Origin of the sequence: Peristeroidobacter soli (genome assembly GCF_004138485.1) — a bacterium.
Lineage (GTDB): Bacteria > Pseudomonadota > Gammaproteobacteria > Steroidobacterales > Steroidobacteraceae > Steroidobacter > Steroidobacter soli.
In genome coordinates, this window is record NZ_RYEV01000005.1 from 1008056 (window position 1) to 1029837 (window position 21782).

Sequence of the window (21782 nt, forward strand, 5' to 3'; positions counted from 1 at the left end):
TGTTGGCCGTTGCCTTTATGACTGTGGCAGGGACGGCGCGGGCGGCCGAGTCGCGCCCTGGAGAAACGGAGTCCAAAACGGCGCATCCGGCGCAGAGCTATATCGATCGTGCCGCCGCCGCGGTTCGCAGCAGCCCCGAGGACAGCGTCCGGGACGCCGAAGCTGCGCTCAAGATCCTGGTCGGGCAGCCCAATGTGGATCTGGAAATCCGCGCCCGGCTGTTGCTCTGTGATCATCTCTCCGAACGCGACAAGGCGGCGGCCGAAGCTGAAGTGGCCAAGGCTCGTGCGTTGCTGCCGCAGGCAACCCGTCGAGGTCTGGAAGCCGGCGTGCTCGATTGCGAAGGCACCATCCTCGAGACCGCCGGCGAGAATGCCCGAGCTCGCGGGTTGTATGAGCAGGCCGTGGCTGTCGCGACCCGCGCCCGGGATGACGAGATGCTGGCCGCGGCGCTGTTCGCCCGCGGTTATTTGCTGGGCCTGCAGGGCCAGTTCGCCACGGGCCTCGCCGATCTCAAGCGCGGCCAGACGCTCTACGAAGATCTGAAGCTGCCCGATCACGCGCTCACCGCGATGAATGGCATTGCCATTCTCTACAACCGCATGGGCGATTACGTCCAGGCCGGGCACATGTACGACCAGGCGCTCAAGCGTCAGCGCGACGCGGGCATGTATCGCGAGCAGAGCGTGACCTTGCACAACCTCGGCCGGGTCCACGAAAACCTGCGCGAGTGGGATGCGTCGCAAGCGGCGTTTCAAGAGTCGTACGAAATCAGTCGTCAGCTGAATTATGTGCGCGGTGAGGCGTATGCGCTGCGAGGTCTGGCGGCAGTCAAAAACGCGAAGGGCGATCCGAGAGGCGCCCTGCAGACGCTCGAACAAGCAGCGGCTCTGCAACGTCAGACTCCGGATGCGCGTCTCAACGCGCAAATCCAGCTGGCGCGCGGCGTGGCGCTGCATCGACTGCGGCAGTTGCCGGCGAGTGTCGATGCGTTGGAAACGGCGCTCGAAGTATTTCGTCAGGCCGACTCGCTCAGCGAGCTGCGCGCCACCTATGGCGAGCTGGCCGCCGTGCTTTCGGACATGGGCAACTGGCGCGAAGGCTACGCGCAGCTGCTGAACGCCCAGGAAACGTCCGAGCGCATGTTCCGCAATCAGGTCGATCAGCGCTTCTCGACCTTGAAGGTGGAGTTCGACACCGTCTCCAAGGAAAAAGAGAATGCCTTGCTGGTGCGTGAGAACGCCGCCAATCAGCTGGCCCTGGCGCAAGGTCAGCGCGCGCGCAATCTGCAAAGAGCAGTGATCTTTTTGACCGTCATATTGGCCCTGTTGCTGGCAACATTGGCCTGGCATCAATGGCGTTCGACCCGCCGCATGCACACGCTTGCGATGACGGACGAGCTGACCGGGGTGCCGAACCGGCGCGCCGTGCTGTCGCGACTCGCGCCACTGTTGCAACAGCCAAATCCGCCCAGCTGTGCGATGCTGATCATCGACATCGACCACTTCAAGAGCATCAACGATCAGCATGGCCATGCTGAAGGCGATGAGGCGCTGAAGGCGGTGGCCCGGGAGTTGCGCGAGGACGTGCACGAACCGGCGTTCATCGGTCGGCTCGGCGGCGAGGAGTTCGTGGTGGTGATCCCGGGCTCGGACTTCGACCGGGCCAACCGCATCGCCGAGCGCTTCCGTGAAGGCGTGATGAGCATCGATACGCGACGATGGCTGAGCGATCGTCGCATTACCGTCAGCATCGGCTTGACCATGTCGAAGCCGAGCGGCGATACGCCCAGCACCATGTTGCAACGGGCGGACGCGGCGTTGTATGACGCCAAACGCGCGGGTCGCAATTGCGTGAAAGTGCAGTTGCCCGCGGCAGAGAGTGAGATACCCGCGCCGCTCAAAGCGGCGCAAGTGGAATTCGCCTGACCCACAACGATTAGGGGACATGATGACGACACTGCGACGGGCCTTGCTGGCCGCTTGTGGCTTGATGACATTTGCGGCGTTGAGCACGGCCCAGGCCGATGAGGACAAGGCGCTGGTACACGCCCGTCAGCTGCTCAAGAAAGTGATTCTGGTCGACGGCCACAACGATCTGCCGTGGGCCATCCGCACCGACAAGAATCATCCCAGCGACGTGGCCGCCTTCGATCTGAACGGCAAGGTGCCGTTCCAGACCGATCTGAAGCGCATGGAGCAGGGGGGCATCGGCGCCCAGTTCTGGTCGGTCTATATTCCGGGCGAAATCGGCACCGGTTACGCCCGCACGCAGCTGGAGCAGATCGACATTGCCCGCCAGGTGATCGCGCGCTATCCGAAGCTCCAGTTCGCCACCACGGTCGCCGACATTCGCGCCGCTCACAGTCAGGGGCGCATCGCGTCGCTGATGGGCATGGAAGGCGGTCACGCCATCGAGAACTCGTTGGGTGCCTTGCGCGCCTATTACGATCTCGGCGTGCGTTACATGACGCTCACCCATAATGTGAATCTGGATTGGGCGGACTCGGCCGCCAAGCCGCCGGAGCATGGCGGTCTCACCAAGTTCGGTGAAGAGGTCGTGCTCGAGATGAACAAGATCGGCATGCTGGTCGATCTGGCGCACGTGTCCGATGACACGATGGACGACGCGCTGCGCGTATCGAAGGCGCCGGTGATCTTCTCGCACTCATCCGCGCGCGCCCTGTGCGATGTGCCTCGTAACGTGCCCGACAGCATCCTGAAGCGTCTGCCGGCGAACGGCGGCGTGGTGATGGTGACGTTCGTCGCCGGCTTCATCGATCCGGCCGTCGCCAAGGTGCAGATCCCGGCCATCGCCGAAATCGGCCGTCGCAGCCAGGGCAAGTCGGTCGAAGAGGCCGAGAAGATCTCCGAAGAGGTGATGGGCAAGCTGAAGATGCCCGAGACCAGCATCGCCATGGTGGCCGATCACATCGAGCACATCCGCAAAGTCGCCGGCGTCAAGAACATCGGCCTGGGCGGCGACTACGATGGCAATTCCCAGTGGCCGAAGGGGCTGGAGGATGTGTCCAAGTATCCTTACCTGTTCGCCGAGCTGATCCGCCGCGGGTGGAGCGATGAGGACCTGACGCTGCTCGCCGGCGAGAACGTGCTGCGTGCTCTGGCTCAGGCCGAGACCGTGTCACGGCAGCTCAGCAAGAAATAAAGTGAGCGCCGCGAAGGAACGCGGGCCCGACGACCGGCTCATCGGTCGATGGCAGTTCTGGATCGATCGCGGCGGCACGTTCACTGATGTGATCGGCCGCCGTCCCGACGGCGAGCTGCGCACTCTCAAACTGCTCTCCGAAAACCCGCAGCGTTATCGTGACGCTGCGGTTCAGGGAATTCGCGAGTTGCTGCAACTCGCCGCCGATGCGCCGATTCCTTCGGAACGCATCGCTGCCGTGAAGATGGGGACGACGGTCGCGACCAATGCCTTGCTCGAACGCAAGGGGGATCGCACCGTGCTGCTCATCACGCGCGGCTTCGCCGATGCGTTACGCATTGCCTATCAGCATCGTCCCAAGCTGTTCGTCCGGCACATCGAGTTGCCGTCGCTGCTCTACGAAGAGGTCGTGGAGATCGATGAGCGCGTCGGTGCGGATGGTGCCGTCGTTCGTCCGTTGGATCTCGTTGCCGCCGAGCAGTCGCTGCGTGCCGTCTTCGCGCGTGGCGTTCGAAGCTGTGCAATCGTGTTGATGCATGGCTATCGCTTTCCAGAGCACGAACGCCAGCTCGGTGCGCTGGCACGGCGTGTTGGGTTCTCGCAAGTGTCCGTGTCGCACGAAGTCAGCCCGTTGATGAAGCTGGTGTCACGCGGCGATACGACGGTGGTCGATGCCTATCTGTCGCCGGTGCTGAGGCGATATGTGGAGCAGGTGGCTGCGCAGTTGCCGGGCGTGCGATTGCAGTTCATGCAGTCGTCTGGTGGGTTGACCGATGCGCATCAGTTTCAAGGCAAGGATGCGATTTTGTCGGGGCCGGCCGGCGGCATCGTCGGCGCCGTGCGCGCCGCCAACGAGGCGGGGTTTGGGAAGATCATTGGATTCGATATGGGTGGAACGTCGACGGACGTTGCTCACTATGCGGGTGAATACGAGCGTGCGTTCGATACCGAAGTCGCTGGCGTGCGGCTGCGGGCGCCGATCATGCAGATTCATACCGTTGCGGCGGGTGGCGGGTCGATCTGTCGCTTCGATGGAGTTCGGTTGAGGGTGGGTCCCGAGTCCGCTGGCGCGGACCCGGGCCCGGCTGCCTATCGTCGCGGCGGGCCGCTGACGGTGACGGATGCGAATGTGTTGCTGGGAAGGATACAGCCGGAGTTTTTTCCTGCGGTGTTCGGTGCCGGTGGGGATGAGCGGCTCGATGCCGCGGTCGTCAAAGCGAAATTTGTAGCCTTGGCAGCGCAGGTTACGACGTCGCTAGAGAAGGCCGGCAAGCGCGCTGGCTCGGAGCAGGCGGGCTCGATTCAGTTCGGCGCGGGCACTACGGATAAGTCTGGCGCGGAGAAGACGGGCTCGATTCAGTTCGGCGCGGGTACTACGGATAAGTCTGGCGCGGAGGAGGCAGGCTCGATTCAGCCCGGTGCGGGCACTACGGATAAGTCTGGCGCGGCGGCTCACACCGAAGAGAGCATCGCCGCTGGCTGCATCCGTGTCGCGGTCGAGAACATGGCGAACGCCATCAAGAAGATCTCCGTCCAGCGCGGTCACGATGTCACCGAGTACACGCTCGTCTGCTTCGGTGGTGCGGCCGGGCAGCACGCGTGTTTGGTCGCTGACGCGCTCGGGATGCAGACGGTTTATATCCATCCGCTCGCGGGTGTGTTGTCCGCGTACGGCATCGGCCTTGCGGATGTGACCTCGATGAAACAGCAGGCCGTCGAAGCAGAGTTGCGCGATGATGTGCTCGCGGGCCTGCAGCCAGCCTTCGCCACACTGGAAACCGCTGCCCGCGAGGCCCTGCTGACGCAGGGCGTGCCGCTCGAACGCATTCGCGTCGAGCGCAAGCTCGCGATCAAGTACGCGGGCACTGATAGTACCTTGCAGCTGTCACCGAGCCCGAGCGTTTCCGCGCCGACTGCAGGCAAAGACTCCATCTCGCCAACGACAGCGAGCGGATCATTCCGGTCCGGGCCAGCGCCGACTGCAGGCAAAGACTCTATATCGCCGGCGACAGCGAGCGGATCATTCCGGTCCGGGCCAGCGTCGACTGAAAAAATAAACTCCGCTGCTGAGGAAACAAGTCAGTCGCCGAGTTCACAGCTGGCGGCACGCTTCTACGATGAGTATCGGCAGCGTTACGGATTCCTGATGTCCGGCCGAGCGCTCGTGATCGAATCCATCAGTGTCGAGGCGATCGGTGCGTCGCATGAGAGCGTGGCTCAAACGACGGCGGCAGTGAAGGCGGCGGCGCTGCCAGTGCCGATCGACTCACGCCCGGTCTACTTCGAGACCACCTGGCATTCGACACCGTTCTTCGATCGCACCTCTCTGCAGCCGGGCGCGAAGCTGCCCGGGCCGGCAGTGATCCGCGAACGTAACACGACCATCGTGATCGAGCCCGGCTGGCAAGCCGAAGTCACGCCGCTCAATCATCTGGTGCTGCGGCGGGTGCAACCGCTACGCAGAGAGCACGCGATCGGTACCCAGGCCGATCCCGTCCTGCTCGAGGTCTTCAACAACCTCTTCATGGCGATCGCCGAACAGATGGGCGTCACGCTCGCCAACACCGCAACCTCGGTGAACATCAAGGAGCGCCTCGACTTTTCCTGCGCGCTGTTCGACGAAGCCGGTCATCTGATCGCGAACGCCCCGCACATGCCCGTGCACCTGGGCTCGATGGGCGAGTCCGTGCAGGAGATCCTGCGGCGTCGAGCGAGCACGATGCGCCGAGGCGACGTGTTCGTCTTGAACGCACCCTATGCCGGCGGCACGCACCTGCCGGACGTCACCGTCGTGATGCCCGTCTTCATTGCCGAATCGAAGCAACCCACGTTCTTCGTCGCGGCAAGAGGTCACCACGCCGACATCGGCGGCTCGACGCCAGGCTCGATGCCCGCGAACTCGACGCACATCGAAGAGGAGGGCGTGCTGCTCGACAACGTGCCGCTGGTCGCGAACGGCGTGTTCCTGGAAGCGGACATGCGCAAGCTGCTCACGGCAGGAAGGTATCCGGCGAGAAATGTCGAGCAGAACCTGGCCGACCTCCGAGCTCAAGTGGCCGCCTGCCAGAAGGGCGCCGCCGAGCTCGAAGCCATGGTCACGCACTTCAGCTTGCCGGTCGTGCAGGCCTACATGCAGCACGTCCAGAACAACGCCGAGGAAGCGGTGCGAAGAGTCATCGATGCGCTCCACGACGGCGAGTTCACGTACGCAATGGACAACGGCGCAAGCGTGAAAGCGACGATTCGTATCGATACGCAGTCACGCTCGGCCACCATCGACTTTACCGGCACGAGCCCACAACAAAAGAACAACTTCAACGCACCCGTGTCAGTCACGCGCGCCGCGGTGTTGTATGTCTTCCGCACTCTGGTGGACGACGAGATTCCAATGAACGCCGGCTGCCTGAAGCCGCTGAAAATCGTCGTGCCGACGGGCTCGATGCTGAATCCCCAGGCGCCCGCGGCGGTGGTCGCAGGCAACGTCGAGACCTCGCAGGTCGTCACCGATTGTTTGTATGGGGCGCTCGGGGTGCTGGCCGCGAGCCAGGGCACGATGAACAACTTCACGTTCGGCGACGGTCAGCATCAGTACTACGAAACCATCGCGGGTGGCTCCGGTGCCGGGCCGGACTTCGATGGCACGGATGCAGTTCAAACGCACATGACCAACTCGCGCCTCACCGATCCGGAAGTGCTCGAATGGCGCTTCCCCGTGCGGCTGGACGCGTTCAGCATCCGGCGCGGCTCGGGCGGTGCAGGCAGGCACAAAGGGGGCGATGGCGTCGATCGTCGCGTCCGCTTTCTGAGGCCGATGACCGCCAACCTGCTCGCGAATCATCGAATCGTCGCGCCTTTCGGCGTGAACGGTGGACAGCCCGCGCAGGTCGGCAAGAACTGGATCGAACGCGCCAACGGCACCATCGAGCATTTCGGCGCCACCTACACGGGGCAGCTCGACACAGACGACGTGTTCGTCATTCAGACGCCGGGAGGCGGCGGCTTTGGCTGAGCGGCCGGCAGCAGGCCGGTTGGCGACGGCGAGCATCGTCGGTACGACGCTCGAATATTACGACTTCGCGGTCTACAACATGCTGGCCGCGCTGGTCTTCAACAAACTGTTCTTTCCTTCGTTCGATCCGCTGTCGGGTACCTTGCTCGCGTTCTCGACGTTTGCGGTCGGTTATCTGTCGCGACCGGTAGGCGGCGTGATCTTCGGTCATCTCGGCGATCGCTATGGCCGACGCTTCGTCCTCGTGGCGACGCTGCTATTGATGGGCGTGACCACCGCGCTGATGGGATTGCTGCCGACCTACACGACCGCGGGCATCGCCAGCCCCATCATGCTCGTCCTGTTGAGATTCGTTCAGGGGGCGGCATTAGGCGGCGAGTGGGCGGGGGCGGTGTTGTTGAGTGTCGAGCACGGCGACCCACAGCGTCGCGGACGCAATGCTTCCTGGGCGCAGATGGGGCCGTCGCTCGGCACGTTGCTCGCGACCGGCTCGATCGCCTTGATCACGTGGCTCCTGTCGCCCGAGGAGTTCATCGCCTGGGGCTGGCGCGTGCCGTTCTTCGCGAGCGTCGTGCTGGTCGGATTTGGCTTGTGGATTCGCATCGGCGTGGACGAGACGCCCCTGTTCAAGCAGATCGAGCGGCAGCAGTCCAAAGCGCAGGCGCCGATCAGCGAAGTGATGCGCGGCCATTGGCGCAGCCTGGTCGTGGCGGGCGGCGTGCGCATCGGGCCCGATGTGCTGTACTCGTTGTCGGTCGCGTTCTCGCTGAGCTACCTGACGACGGTGCTCGGCCTGTCACGAACGCTGGCATTGACGGCACTGTCGCTAGGTGGCGCCGTCAACGCATTCACTATTCCGCTGTTCGGCGGATTGTCGGATCGTTACGGTCGGCGCATCGTGTACGGCGCGGGCGCCGTGCTCGGCTTGATCTGGATGTTTGCGTTCTTTCCGTTGCTCGAAACGCAGCAATCGGCGTTCATCATACTGGCGATTGTCGTCGCGTTGACCGTGCATGCGATGATGTATGGGCCGCAGGCCGCATTCATTGCTGAACAATTTCCCACACGCGTGCGATACGCCGGCGCATCGCTGGCCTATACATTGGCCGGTATCGTCGGTGGTGGCATCGCGCCGATGCTCTCCACCGCATTGTTACAAAACTACGGAACAACCCTTGCGGTTTCTTCGTACGCAGCGCTCGCCCTGTTGATCACGTGCGTGATATTGCTGCTCGTACGCGAGCGTGCGCGCGATCAACTCAATTGAAAATTCGATAGCGCATTCGTGCCCGCCGTTGCACTCCGACAACACGTCGGAACTCTTTTGTCTCAGATTCGTTTGCAGAAGATTGCTGACGAAAGGACGAGACACAATGAACACGTTGCGATGGGGGATTCTCCAGGCCCTGGGCTTGACCGTGGTCGCGGTGGGCTCGGCGATCGCGCCGACCGTCGTCGAAGCTCAAGTCACCAGCGCCGTGGTACGCGGCCATGTGTTGGCAAATGGCAACCCCGTGCCCGCGGGCGTGCAAGTAATTGCGACCAACGCGGAGACGGGCTTCACCAAACAGTCGACGACGCAGGAGAATGGCTCCTATGCGTTGATCGGTCTGGTGCCGGGGACGTATCAACTCAGGATTCAGGGCGAGGGCTACCAGCCCACGGCGCGCGCCGTGCGTGTGTCGATCGGTCAAGTGATCGATCTGGACTTGAATGCGATGACCGAAGCGGCGACGACGGTCAGTGACGAAGTGGTCGTGACCGCCGAGCGGCTCGTCGACATGCGCACCTCGGAGGTGTCGACCAACATCAGCGTCGAGCAGATCGAATCGCTGCCTCAAGGCAATCGCAACTTCCTGAACTTCGCCGCGCTCGCCCCCGGCGTGCGCATCAACGATCGCGACACCGAGAAAACATTCCAGGCCGGCGCGCTCACCGCCAATGCCGTGAACGTGTACATCGATGGTGTCAGTTACAAGAACCAGGTGATCAACGGCGGCGTGGTCGGTCAGGATTCCAGTCGCGGCAATCCGTTTCCGCAGAACGCCGTGCAGGAGTTCCGCGTGATCACGCAGAACTTCAAGGCCGAGTACGAGCAGGCGTCGAGCGCCATCATCACGGCCAAGACGAAGTCGGGCACCAACGAGTTTCATGGCGACACGTTCATTTACTACCAGGACAAGAGCCTGGTCGCGGACGATGACTTCGCGCGCCCCGGCGAGCCGAAGGCCCAGTACGAGCGCAAGCAGTACGGCCTGTCGTTCGGCGGTCCCATCATCAGGGACAAATTGCATTTCTTCGTCGCCTACGAGGGCAACGATCAGGATCGGGCCGAGCGGGTGACGCTGGGCAATCCGGCGGCGCAGCCGATCTTCGGTCAGTATGAAGGCTCGTTCGTGCAGCCGTTCCGCGAGGATCTGTTCTTCGGCAAGCTCGACTTCCAGCCCTCCTACAACCAGACGATGGATCTGTCCTTCAGCCTGCGTGAGGAGTCGGACATCAAGGATTTCAGCGGCCAGAACAGCTACGAGGCCGCCAACGACATCAAGAACACGGTGCGCACCCTCAAGTTCGGCCACACGTACGATGCGGAAAGCTTCACCAACGAAGCGACGCTGCTGTACATGAAGTACGAGTGGCATCCGACGCCGGTCAACTACGATCTGATCGGGCGCGAATACGTCGGCATCATTCGCATCGGTGGCGGCTCGACCAAGCAGAACATCGGTCAGGAAGTGTGGACGTTCAAGGACGATGTGACCTTCACGGAGTTCGACTGGCTGGGCGGGCATTCGGTCAAGACCGGCCTGCGCATCAGCAAGGTCGACTACGAGGTCGAGAAGTACCAGGTCTCCAATCCAATCTTTCGTTACCGTCCCGAGATCGGCAATTACGCGTTCCCGGCCGAAGCGGAATACGGCACCGGCGATCCGGACCTGTCGGGCAAGACCACGCAGTACGGGCTCTATGTTCAGGACGACTGGTCGGTCACGCCCAAGCTCACGTTGAATCTGGGCGTGCGTTGGGATTACGACACCGATCTGCTCGGCAAGGACTATGTGACGCCAGCCGGGATCCGTGCGGCCGCCTCTCAGTACGTGCCGGATCGTTACTTCACCGATGGTAACGATCGCGACAGCCCGACCGACCTGTTCCAGCCGCGTCTGGGCTTCTCGTTCGACATGTTCGACGACAATCGCACGGTGCTCTTCGGCGGCGTGGGCCGTTACTTCGATCGCGTGCTGTACAACGAGATTCTCGATGAGCGCTTCCGTCTGCAGTGGGGCGTGCGCAAGTTCCAGTTCTCGCAGGACGGGCTGCCGCGCAACGGTCAGCCCACCATCGTGTGGAACGATGCTTATCTCAGTGTCGATGGCCTGAATCAGCTGATCGCCTCGGGCGTCGCGCCGAATCCGGAGATCTTCCTGATCGACAGCAAGACACGCATTCCCGAAACCGTTCAGGCGAGCCTCGGCATTCGGCAGCGCCTCGGCGACGACTGGCTCACCTCACTCACGTTCGCGCGCAATCGCAGCCGTCACGGCTTCACGTACATCTTCGGCAATCGCAATCCCGATGGCTTGAACGGTCCGCTGCCCGATGAAGGCTGCTGCGCGCCGGTCAGCGGGGGGTTCGGTAACATCCTGGTGTCCAGCGATGCCAAGCAGACCTGGTACAACGGCGTGTACGTGACCTTGGAGAAGGCCTACAGCGAAGCGTCCCGGTGGGGCATGACGCTGGCGTACACCTACAGCGAGGCGGAGGAAACGGGCGGCGATCTGTTCAGCCTCGACTACCCGAAGGTCTCCGATTATCCCCGGCATCCCACCAGCGGCGATGAGCGTCATCGCATCGTGATGACCGGCATCATGGCGCTGCCGTGGGACATGAAGTTGTCCTCGACGCTGACGCTGGGCTCGGGCACCGGTTACACGATCGTCGATCAATCGCAGGGCACGGGCCCCGGCGAGATCCAGTATCGCTACTACACGGCCCGGCCGGCGAAGCACTCGTTCCTGATTCCGGGCGTGGATGCGTGGGGCTATCGCAGCCTGGATTTCCGCCTGGAAAAGAGCTTCGAATTCGGCGGCTCGCAGGCATTCAGCCTGGTGGGCGAGGTCTTCAACGTGTTCGACTACGAGAACTACGATCCGCGCTCGTACAACGGTAACATCCCCTTCGGCGGCGGGGTCAACGAGGCCTTCGGCAAACCCACGGAGCTGATTGAGCCCGGTCGCCGCTTTCAGGTCGGGATGACGTATAGTTTCTGAGTCGTCCACCAGGAATACCATGGCATTCGTACACGATGAGGTTGCATGACTCCTTCTCCTGGCCCAGGCTCGTTTGGCTCCTTGCGGCGGCATTGTTGGTAGGCGCAGCGGGCGCCGCCGAACAGAAGCCGACCAAGCCCAAGGTGCCGGGAGTGGTGGTGGAGCGCTCGCGCGTATTCGATCCGGAGCGCGATGGCGATCCGGTCATCAACAATCTGCAGCGCCGCACCTTCCGCTTCTTCTGGGACACGACCAACAAGCAAAACGGTCTCGCTCCGGATCGCTTTCCGTCGCCGTCGTTCGCGAGCACGGCGGCCGTGGGCTTTGCGCTCACGGCCTATGTGGTCGGATCGGAGCGGGGCTTCGTGTCGCGCTCGCAGGCGCGTTTGCGGACGTTGCGCACGTTGCGATTCCTGGAGTCGATGCCGCAAGGCCCGGATGAAACCGGCATGGGCGGCTACAAGGGCTTCTACTATCACTTCGTTCACATGCACAACGGTCAGCGCTTCGGTACCTCGGAGCTGTCGACCGTCGACACCGCGCTGCTGCTCGGTGGGGTGTTGCTGTCACAAAGCTACTTCGATCGGGACACCAGCTCCGAGCGTGAGATTCGTGAGCTGGCGGAGAAGATTTACTCGCGCGTCGACTGGCAGTGGGCACAGAACCGGCCGCCGATCCTGTCGCACGGCTGGCGACCGGAAAGTGGCTTTCTACGTTTCGACTGGCGCGGTTACAACGAAGGCATGTTGATGTACATCCTCGCGCTGGGCTCGCCGACGCATGCCATCGAGCCTGAAGCGTGGACCGAATGGATGCGCACGTACAAAGACACGTACGGCAAGTTCAACGGGCAGGAGTTCCTGTCATTCGGCCCGCAGTTCGGGCATCAGTATTCGCATGTCTGGATCGACTTCCGCGGCATCATGGATGAGTGGAATCGCGAGAAAGGCTACGACTATTTCGAGAACAGCCGTCGGGCGTCCTACGCTCAGCGCGAGTATGCGCGAACCAACCCGATGCGCTGGCGCGGTTACGACAGCGAAATCTGGGGCCTGACCGCCTGCGACGGCCCGGCAGATACGGTGCAGATCTATAACAACGAGGAGCGCGGCTTCTTCACCTACGCGGCTCGCAGCACGGCGTCGATTCACATCCTCGACGACGGCACGATCGCGCCGACCGCGTCGGTGGCCTCGATTGCCTTTGCACCGGAGATCGCGATCCCGGCGATTCGTGCGTTCCGGGCGCGCTTCGGCGAACATCTCTATCAGAAGTACGGGTTCCTGGATTCGGTGAACCCGAGCTTCACGTTCAGCGACGTGCCGTTGCGCCATGGCCGGATCATCGAGGGCATCGGCTGGATCGCCGACGATTATCTGGGCATCGACCAGGGTCCCATCGTGGCCATGATCGAGAACTATCGCAGCGGTCTGATCTGGAGCATCATGCGCACCAATCCGCACATCCGCCGGGGTCTGCAGCGGGCAGGCTTCACGGGCGGCTGGCTCGATGTACCCGCGCCGTCACCACCCAGCTCATAAAAAAGCCGTCATGGCATCGACGCCGTTCGTCGCCGGGATGAATCGTCGCGAGGCGATCGCCACGCTCTCGGGCGCGGCGCTCGCGCTTGCGGGCTGTGGCCGTTCGACGAACCGGAAAGAGATCACGTTCTGGGGCGCCGGCCGCGAGGGCGACATCGCGGCCGAGCTCATTCGCGGGTTCGAGCAGGAGCATCCCGACATCAGCGTGAACGTGCAGAAGATGCCGTTCACGGTCGCGCACGAGAAGTTGCTGACCGCGTACGCGGGCGACACGTTGCCGGATCTGTGTCAGCTCGGTAACACCTGGATTCCGGAGTTCGCGGCGCTCGACGCGCTCGAGCCGCTGGACAGCTACGTCGCCGGCTCCAGCGAAGTGAAGCTCGACGATTACTTCGATGGCATCCTCGCCTCCAACCGGGTCGATGAGACGTTGTTTGGCATTCCCTGGTATGTCGACACGCGATTGCTCTATTACCGCCGTGACTTGCTGAAGCAGGCCGGCTTCGATGCGCCTCCGCAGAGCTGGCAGCAGTGGAGCGACATGCTGGCCGCGATCAAGCAAATGGTCGGGCCCGATCGGTACTCGGTGCTGCTGCCGTTGAATGAATTCGAGCCGTTGCTGGTGCTGGCGCTGCAGCTGCCGGCTGAACTGCTGCGCGATGGCGGGCGCTACGGCAATTTTCGCGGCCAGGATTTTCGCAAGGCGCTCACGTTCTACAACAGCCTGTTCGAGCACGGTTGGGCGCCCCGCATGACCAATACCCAGATCTCGAACGTCTGGGACGAGTTCGGGCGCGGCTTCTTTTCGTTCTATATCTCGGGGCCGTGGAACATCGCCGAGTTCAAGCGACGCCTGCCGCCGGCCGTGCAGAACGAATGGATGACGGCGACCATGCCCGGGCCGGACGGGCCGGGGCTGTCCAGCGCCGGTGGCTCCAGCCTCGTCGTGTTCAAGTCGTCGAAAGTGAAACCCGAGGCGTGGTTGCTCGCGGAGTATTTGTCGCAACCCGGCACACAGCAGCGCTTCTACGAGCTCACCGGCGACATGCCGTCGCGACGCAGCGCATGGCAACTGCCGGCGCTGCTGGAGTCTCCGTATGCGAAGGCATTTCTGGAACAACTGGATCGAGTGCGCTCGCCGCCGAAAGTGCCGGAGTGGGAGCGCATCGCTCAGGAGATGCGACTGACGGGCGAGCGGGTCGTGCAGCGGGTGCAGACCGTCGATGAGGCGGTCGTGGCGCTCGACCGCAAGACGGATGAGATCCTGGCCAAACGGCGCTGGATGCTCGAGCGCAATACGTTGCCGGGGGCGACATGAGCCGCGCGCTTGACCTTGCAGGGCTTGCGATACGACGTTGGGCGTTTGCGCTCCACCCGCTGCCGGGGGCAACATGAATCACTCAGCCGGCGTCACGTGGCTGGTCGTGCGGCACGCAAATCCACCAGCGTTTTGTGTGGCGGTGGCTCGATGAAGCGCTCCATGGCGGCGTGGTGGTTCGTCGGGCCGGCACTGATCGTGCTGGGCGTGTTCTTTTTCGTGCCGGTGATCGGCGCGCTGTTCATGAGCCTGACCGATTTCGATCTGTACGCGCTCAGTGACTGGCGCAATCTGCGGTTCATCGGCTTCCACAACTATGTGACGTTGCTGCAGGACCCGTTGTTCTGGAAGTCGCTGTGGAACACGTTGTACTTCGTCGTGCTCGGCGTGCCGCTGTCGATCGGCACGTCGCTGGGCGCGGCGTTGCTGGTGAATTCCAAGCTGGCACGGTTCCGCGGCTTCTTTCGCACGGTCTATTTCGCACCGGTCGTGACCACACTGGTGGCGGTGGCCGTCGTGTGGCGCTACATTTTTCACACGCGCTACGGCTTTCTGAACTATGGCCTGAGCGGCCTCGGCATCAGTCCCATCGACTGGATGGGCGATCCGCACTGGGCCATGCCCGCGATCGTCATTCTCGCGGTGTGGAAGAACTTCGGTTACAACATGATCATCCTGCTGGCGGCGCTCCAGAACATTCCCGAGGATCTCTACGAGGCCGCGCGCATCGACGGCGCGTCGGGCTGGCAGGTGTTCCGGCACATCACGATTCCAGGCATCGCGCCGGTGCTGTTGCTGGTCAGCATCCTGACCATGACGGGTTACTTCCAGCTGTTCGCCGAACCTTATGTGATGACCGAGGGCGGGCCGCTGCAGAGTACGCTCAGCGTGCTGTATTTCATGTACGAAGAGGGCTTCAAGTGGTGGAGCCTCGGCCGCGCCTCGGCGGTGGCGTTCCTGTTGTTCGTGCTGATGTTCCTGGTGACGGCGTTCCAGTTGCGGCTCGGACGGCAGCGGGGGGATCGATGAGGCGCAAAGGACCGGCGATCATCGTCAATACGCTGCTCATCGTGGGCGCCGTGCTGACGGCGTTTCCGCTGTTGTGGATGCTGTCGGTGTCGTTCATGCCGACAGGGGCGGCGAGCACGTATCCGCCGCCGTTGCTGCCGGCGGCGCCCACGCTGGATAACTATCGGCAGCTGTTCGCCAATCACAATGCCGGCCGTTACATGTTGAACAGTGCCATCGTCGCGAGCCTCGCGACGGTGATCGCGCTGGTGCTCAACACGATGGCGGGCTACGCGTTCGCCAAGCTCAGGTTCAAGGGGCGCGAGCGCATCTTCCAGACGTTGCTCGGCGCGCTGGTGATTCCGGCCCAGGTCACGATGATTCCATTGTTTGCGCTGGTGAAGCAGATGGGGCTGATCAGCACCTATGGCGGGGTGATCGTGCCGTCGCTCGCGAGTGTGTTCGGCATCTTCCTGATTCGCCAGTACGCGTTGTCGCTGCCGGATGAGCTGCTCGAGGCGGCGCGCATCGATGGCGCGAGCGAAGGGAAGATTTTCTGGTCGCTGGTCGTGCCGCTGCTGCAACCCATCCTGGTGACGCTGGCGATTCTCACGTTCCTCGCGACCTGGAATGACTTCATGTGGCCGCTGATCGTGCTGACGGACCAGAAGCTGCACACGCTGCCCGTGGCGCTCGCGGGGTTGTCACGAGAGCACGTGCAGGACAACGAATTGATGATGGCGGGTGCGGTGATCACGGTGTTGCCGGTGCTGGCCCTGTTCCTCGCGCTGCAGCGGTACTACATCGCCGGCATTCTGGCGGGGAGTGTGAAGGGATGAGGTTTCTGCGCTGGGCATTGCTGTTGTTGCCGATGCTCGCGTTCGCGGCGGAGGAGGTTCCTCAATTGCAAATGCGCTATCTCGATGAGATGGAGAACGCGGCCGAGTGGCAGTCGCTGGCGTCCGACGGCGTCGACGCCTCCGTGCACAACGCGAAGGGTGTCGAGGGCAATGCGCTGGTGTTGGAGTACAACCTCAACAACACCGCCGGCTACGCCGTGGCGACTCGCAAGTTGCCGGTGGAGCTGCCGGAGGACTACGAGATCTCGTTCTGGATGCGCGGCGAGGCGGGTCGCAATCACTTCGAGGTGAAATTCGTCGATGCCTCGGGCGACAACGTCTGGTGGTTCCGGCGCCCGAATTTCGAGGTGTCCGGCGATTGGCAACAGATCCGGATCAAACGTCGCCAGATCGAGTTCGCCTGGGGGCCGAGCAGCGATCGCACCCTCAAATCCTTTGCCGGCATCGAATTCGTGGTCGCGGCCGGTAAGGATGGCGGCCAGGGCAATCTGTGGTTCGATCGACTGGCGCTCAAGCCCATCCAGAAGCCGTCTCAAGTCGCCAAACCCACGGTGACTGCGTCCTCACAAGAGGGCGACAACGTTGCCGCGCGCGTTCTCGATGGTCAGGCGAGAACGGCCTGGCAGAGTGACGCGAGCGGCAACGATCAGACGCTGGTGCTCGATCTGCAGGCCGTGCAGGAATTCGGGGGGCTGGAGATCGACTGGGCGCCGCAGCTGTACGCGCAGCGTTACAGCATCGAGTTCTCGCTCGACGGCAAGACCTGGAACAAGGTTCGGACCATCGAAGCCGGCAACGGCGGCCGCGACTCGCATCTGCTGCCCGAGTCGGAGGCACGATACATTCGACTGACCATGCCGAAGCCCGGGCGCGCGGTCGGCATCTCGGAACTGCACGTTCGTGATCTGCAATTCGGCGCCTCGCCGAATGCATTCATCGAGTCGCTGGCGAAGGACTCGCGACGCGGTTGTTATCCGCGTGCGTACTACAACGAGCAAACGTATTGGACGATCATCGGCGTCGATGGCGACACCGAGGAGAGCATGCTCTCCGAGGATGGCGCACTCGAAGTACGCAAAGGCAGTTTCTCCATCGAGCCCTTCGTCCGGGTGCGCGACAAGTGGATCACCTGGGCGGACGTCTCGATCAAGCACTCGCTGGCGGAGGATTATCTGCCCATCCCGAGCGTGGACTGGAAGCATTCCGACGTCCTGTTGTCGACGACGGCCTATAGCGTCGGCACGCCGGGCAAAGGGCGCACCGAAGCCGTCTACACGGTTCGCAATCCCACCAAGAGCCGGCGTCAGTACACGCTCGCGCTCACGGTGCGGCCGTTTCAGGTGAATCCACCGGCGCAGTTCCTGAACACGGCCGGTGGCGTCAGTCCGATTCGAGAGCTGGCGTTTGAGAATGGCGCGGTCAGTGTCGACAAGATTGCATCTGTGTTCCCGCGAACGGCTCCGCAATCGTTCCGTGCGGTGACGCTCGGGGCGGACACACCATGCGACTGGCTCGCGGCGCCGGCCGGTCCGACGAAGATCATCGACGAGGCAGGCTTCGCGTCCGGTGCGTTGCTGTACACGCTGGATCTTGCGGCCGGTGAGAGCCGGGACATCATTCTGGATCTGCCACAGCACGTCGGCGATCCGCGAGGCGAAGGCAGTATCGGCGAGCGGCAGACGAAGCTCGCGACCAGCTCGCAGTCGACCCAGTCGAAGGCAGAGGTCGAGCAGCAGTGGCGCGAGAAGCTCAATCGAGTCGAGCTGATTCTGCCGAAGGCCAATCAGGAGCTGTACGACACGCTCCGAACGGCGCTGGCTCACGTACTCATCAATCGAGACGGCCCGGCGATTCAGCCTGGTTCCCGCTCGTATGAGCGCTCGTGGATTCGTGACGGCGCGATGACCTCGGAAATGCTCCTGCGCATGGGGCACGAGGACGCCGCGAAGGAATTCCTGGCGTGGTACGCGCCCTATCAGTTCGCGAACGGCAAGGTGCCGTGTTGCGTGGATCGTCGCGGCGCCGACCCCGTGCCGGAGAACGACAGTGGCGGCGAGTTCCTGTTCCTGATCGATGAGATCTACCGCTACACCGGCGATGAAGAGCTGCTGCGCTCCATGTGGCCGGCCGTCGTCAAAGCAGTGGAATACATGGACAAGCTGCGCCTCTCCGAGCGCACGCCGGAGAATCAGACAGGCGAGCGCGCGGCGTTCTACGGCGTGATGCCGGCCTCGATCAGTCACGAAGGCTACTCGGCCAAGCCCATGCATTCGTACTGGGACAACTTCTGGGCACTCGGCGGCTATGAGGCGTCGATCCGCATCGCCCGCGCGCTCAAGGAAAAGAAACAGATGGTCTCGTTCATCGAGTCGCGCGATCAGTTCCGCTCGGATCTGTATCGCTCGCTGCACGTCGCCATGCGCCAGCACAAGATCGACTATCTGCCGGGCTCGGCCGAGCTCGGCGATTTCGATGCGACGTCGACCACGATTGCGCTCGCCCCGGTGGGCGAGACGCAGATGCTGCCGCCGACCGAATTGCAGGCGACCTTCGAGCGCTACTGGAAGCAGTTCGTCGAACGTCGCACCGACACCGGCTGGGATGCATACACGCCCTATGAGTGGCGCAATCTCGGCGCGTTCATTCGTCTGCGCTGGCGTGAGCGCGGCGGGGAGCTGATCGAGTTCTTCATGAACGATCGCCGCCCGAAGGAATGGAATCAGTGGGCGGAAGTCATCGGCCGCGAGCCGCGCAAGAGCCGGTTCATCGGCGACATGCCGCATGGCTGGGTCGCCTCCGACTATGGACGCTCACTGCTCGATATGTTTGCGTATGAGCGTCCGGCCGATGAGACGCTGGTGCTGATGGCCGGCGTGCCCGAAGCCTGGACCAAGAAGGAAGGCTTCGAGGTGCGCAACCTGCGCACCCCGTTCGGCCTGCTCAGTTACTCGCTGAAGATCGACGACGATGAGACCACGCTGCACATCGAGCCGTTGAAGCAGATGCCGGTGGGCGGCGTCGCGGTCTCCTGGCCGGGCGAGGCACCGCCCAAGAGTCATTCGATCAAGAAGGGCTTTGCGCGCTGGCTCGGCACGGACCTGCGTATCAGCGAGCTGCCGTTCACCATCGTCTTCCCACGATGAGGCCGCTACTCCGCCAGCGCCGCGCCGTTGGTGGCGATCACTTTCGAGTAGAAGTGCGCGCTCGTCTTGAGCGTTCGTTTCAGCGTCTCGTAGTTCATGTGCACCAGACCGAAGCGCTTGGAGAAGCCGAACGCCCATTCGAAGTTGTCGAACAGGGACCACGCGAAGTAACCACGAATGTCCGCGCCGTGCTGGATGGCGGTGTGGACGGCGGTGATGTGCTTGCGCAGATAGTCGACGCGCAGCGGATCTTCGAGCACCGGGCCTTCGACTTGCGGCGGGTCGAAGAAACACGCGCCGTTCTCGGTGATGTATACGGGCGGATTGCCGTACTTGTCCCGGATCCAGAGCAGCGTGTCGATGAGGCCCTGGGGATACACTTCCCAGCCGGTCTCCATGTGCGTGTGCTGCTTCTGTTTCACCGTGGTGGACTTGAGCGGCCACGCGGTGGGATCGGAGCGAACGACGGCACGGGTGTAGTAGTTGACGCCGATGTAGTCGAGCGGCTGTTTGATCAGTTTGAGATCGGCATCCGGCCACTTGGGGCACGCATCGCCGAACACTTCGTGCAGCTCTTCGGGATAGGCGCCGAGCAGGGCCGGGTCGAGATACTGCCGGTTCATGTACGCCTCGGCACGGCGCGTCGCCGCCAGGTCCGCGTCGGATTGAGACGCGGGATACTTGGGCTCGATGTTCACGACCAGGCCGATGTTGTTGCGTCCGACCGCACGGTACGCCTGCACCGCCGCGCCATGCGCCATCATGAGATGATGCGCGGCCCGTGGTGCTTCAAAAATATTGCGATGACCCGGCGCGAGCACGCCATGCATGTAGCCGCCATCGGCCACCACCCAGGGCTCGTTCAGGGTCGTCCAGTAGTTGACGCGATCGTCGAGGCGGCGAAACACCACGTCGGCGTACTCGGCGAACCAGTGCGCGATGTCGCGATTCAACCAGCCGCCGCGATCGTCCAATGCGGCCGGCAGGTCCCAGTGAAACAAGGTCACCATGGGCTGAATGCCGCGCGACAGGAGACGGTCGACCAGGCGCTCGTAGAAATCGAGGCCGGCGGCGTTGACGCGCCCGGTGCCCTCGGGCAGCACGCGGCCCCAGGCAATGCTGAAACGGTACGAGTTCAAGCCCAGCGACTGCATCAGATCGACGTCGCTTTCCCACCGCCGATAATGATCGCAGGTAACATCGCCGGTATCGCCGTCCTGCACGCGACCGGGTGTGTGCGAGAAGCGGTGCCATACACTCGGCCCCGCGCCGTCGGCGAGCGGCGAGCCTTCGATTTGATACGCGGAAGTGGCGCAGCCCCACAGGAAATCCTTGGGGAAATAAATGCTGGGCTTGGTCATGGCGGGAGTGTAGAGGAGCGCGGGCGGGCGTGGCAGCAGTAAAACTAAGAGCCGTACGTAAGGTTTACAGCAACGGTCATGTCGGTGTCGACAGCGCCACCTTCGACATCGCCGATGGCGAGTTGCTGGTGCTGGTCGGGCCCTCCGGCTGCGGCAAGAGCACGCTGTTGCGTCTGATTGCGGGGCTCGAGGAGGCGACCAGCGGCACCATCCATATCGGCGAGCGCGATGTGACTTATCTGGAGCCGCGCGATCGGGACATCGCGATGGTGTTCCAGAGCTATGCCCTCTATCCGCACATGACGGTGCGGGAGAACCTCGGGTTCGGCTTGAAGCTGCGCGGTCATTCGGATGCGGAGGTTGCGGAGCGGGTGAAGGCGGCGGCGGATCGGCTCGAATTGGAATCGATGCTGGATCGACTGCCCAAGCAATTGTCCGGCGGTCAGCGTCAGCGCGTGGCGTTGGGGCGGGCGTTGGTCCGGCATCCCAAAGTGTTCCTGCTGGATGAGCCGCTGTCGAACCTCGATGCGAAGCTGCGCTCGGCGATGCGGACGGAGATTGCCCGGCTGCATCGTTCGCTGAAAACGACGATGGTCTATGTGACCCACGATCAGGTCGAGGCGATGACCTTGGGCCAGCGCATCGTGGTGCTCGATCGGGGCATCGTGCAGCAGATCGATACGCCGATGAATATCTATGAGCGGCCGGTGAATCTGTTCGTGGCGGGCTTCCTGGGGAATCCGGCGATGAATTTCTTCCGCGGGTCGTTGGACGCGGGCGGGACGGTGCTGAGAGGCGAGGGGGCGGAGCTTTCCGTGCCTCCCGGCTTGCCCACGGGGCGGTCGATCGTGGTCGGCATCCGGCCGGAAGATCTGCAACGAGTCGATGGCGCGAGCCCGCCAGGGAATATCAGGTTGTCCGTACTGGTCGATCTGATCGAGACGGTGGGCAATGAATCGTTCATTCACGCCAGCGCCGGCACGTGGCGGATCATCGTGAGATCCTCGCCATATCATCTGCCGCCGCTCGGCTCGACGATCACGCTTCAGGTCGCACCGGAGCGGTTGCATTTTTTCGATGCGGAGAGCGGCGTTCGTCTTTGAGCC

12 protein-coding genes are annotated in these 21782 nt (G+C 63.0%); 11 read left to right on the forward strand and 1 reads right to left on the reverse strand.

All coding sequences use genetic code 11. The features are described from left to right. The first annotated feature begins 17 nt into the window (after window positions 1-17). The 10 genes from EKO19_RS25685 to EKO19_RS25735 all read left to right on the forward strand — a co-directional run bounded on the left by EKO19_RS25685 (window position 18) and on the right by EKO19_RS25735 (window position 19315). Entirely contained in the window at window positions 18-1928 is a 1911-nt protein-coding gene (locus tag EKO19_RS25685; protein WP_129779899.1) for a diguanylate cyclase, read from the forward strand. 19 nt (window positions 1929-1947) lie between these two features. Beyond that, window positions 1948-3165 (forward strand): dipeptidase, encoded by a 1218-nt coding sequence (locus EKO19_RS25690; RefSeq protein ID WP_217705580.1) that lies wholly within the window; start codon window positions 1948-1950, stop codon window positions 3163-3165. Between the two features lies 1 nt (window position 3166). Then, complete coding sequence (locus EKO19_RS38930) at window positions 3167-7174, forward strand: hydantoinase B/oxoprolinase family protein (RefSeq protein WP_217705581.1); 4008 nt, start codon at window positions 3167-3169, stop codon at window positions 7172-7174. A gap of 19 nt (window positions 7175-7193) precedes the next feature. Beyond that, entirely contained in the window at window positions 7194-8441 is a 1248-nt protein-coding gene (locus EKO19_RS25705; RefSeq protein WP_217705582.1) for an MFS transporter, read from the forward strand. 106 nt (window positions 8442-8547) lie between these two features. Next, complete coding sequence (locus EKO19_RS25710; protein WP_129779901.1) at window positions 8548-11445, forward strand: TonB-dependent receptor; 2898 nt, start codon at window positions 8548-8550, stop codon at window positions 11443-11445. 95 nt (window positions 11446-11540) lie between these two features. After that, window positions 11541-12986, forward strand: a complete 1446-nt coding sequence (locus EKO19_RS25715) for a glucoamylase family protein (protein WP_217705583.1) — start codon at window positions 11541-11543, stop codon at window positions 12984-12986. Window positions 12987-12996: 10 nt separating this feature from the next. Then, the gene (locus EKO19_RS25720; protein ID WP_217705584.1) at window positions 12997-14304 is read left to right on the forward strand and encodes a sugar ABC transporter substrate-binding protein; all 1308 of its coding nucleotides are present in this window, start codon (window positions 12997-12999) and stop codon (window positions 14302-14304) included. Window positions 14305-14454: 150 nt separating this feature from the next. Continuing rightward, window positions 14455-15333, forward strand: coding sequence for a carbohydrate ABC transporter permease (locus EKO19_RS25725; protein ID WP_129779905.1), 879 nt, complete (start codon window positions 14455-14457; stop codon window positions 15331-15333). Beyond that, complete coding sequence (locus EKO19_RS25730; protein ID WP_129779907.1) at window positions 15330-16151, forward strand: carbohydrate ABC transporter permease; 822 nt, start codon at window positions 15330-15332, stop codon at window positions 16149-16151. The genes EKO19_RS25725 and EKO19_RS25730 overlap by 4 nt, the downstream gene beginning before the upstream one ends. Next, entirely contained in the window at window positions 16148-19315 is a 3168-nt protein-coding gene (locus EKO19_RS25735; protein WP_129779909.1) for a discoidin domain-containing protein, read from the forward strand. Before EKO19_RS25730 ends, EKO19_RS25735 begins: the two co-directional genes overlap by 4 nt. Window positions 19316-19320: 5 nt before the next feature. Here EKO19_RS25735 and EKO19_RS25740 read toward each other — a convergent pair whose 3' ends face one another. Then, window positions 19321-20676, reverse strand: a complete 1356-nt coding sequence (locus EKO19_RS25740) for a GH1 family beta-glucosidase (RefSeq protein WP_129779911.1) — start codon at window positions 20674-20676, stop codon at window positions 19321-19323. 29 nt (window positions 20677-20705) lie between these two features. On the opposite strand from EKO19_RS25740, the gene EKO19_RS25745 reads away from it, so the two are divergent. After that, on the forward strand, window positions 20706-21779 hold the full coding sequence (locus EKO19_RS25745) for an ABC transporter ATP-binding protein (protein ID WP_129779913.1): 1074 nt from the start codon (window positions 20706-20708) through the stop codon (window positions 21777-21779). The last annotated feature ends 3 nt before the right edge of the window (window positions 21780-21782 follow it).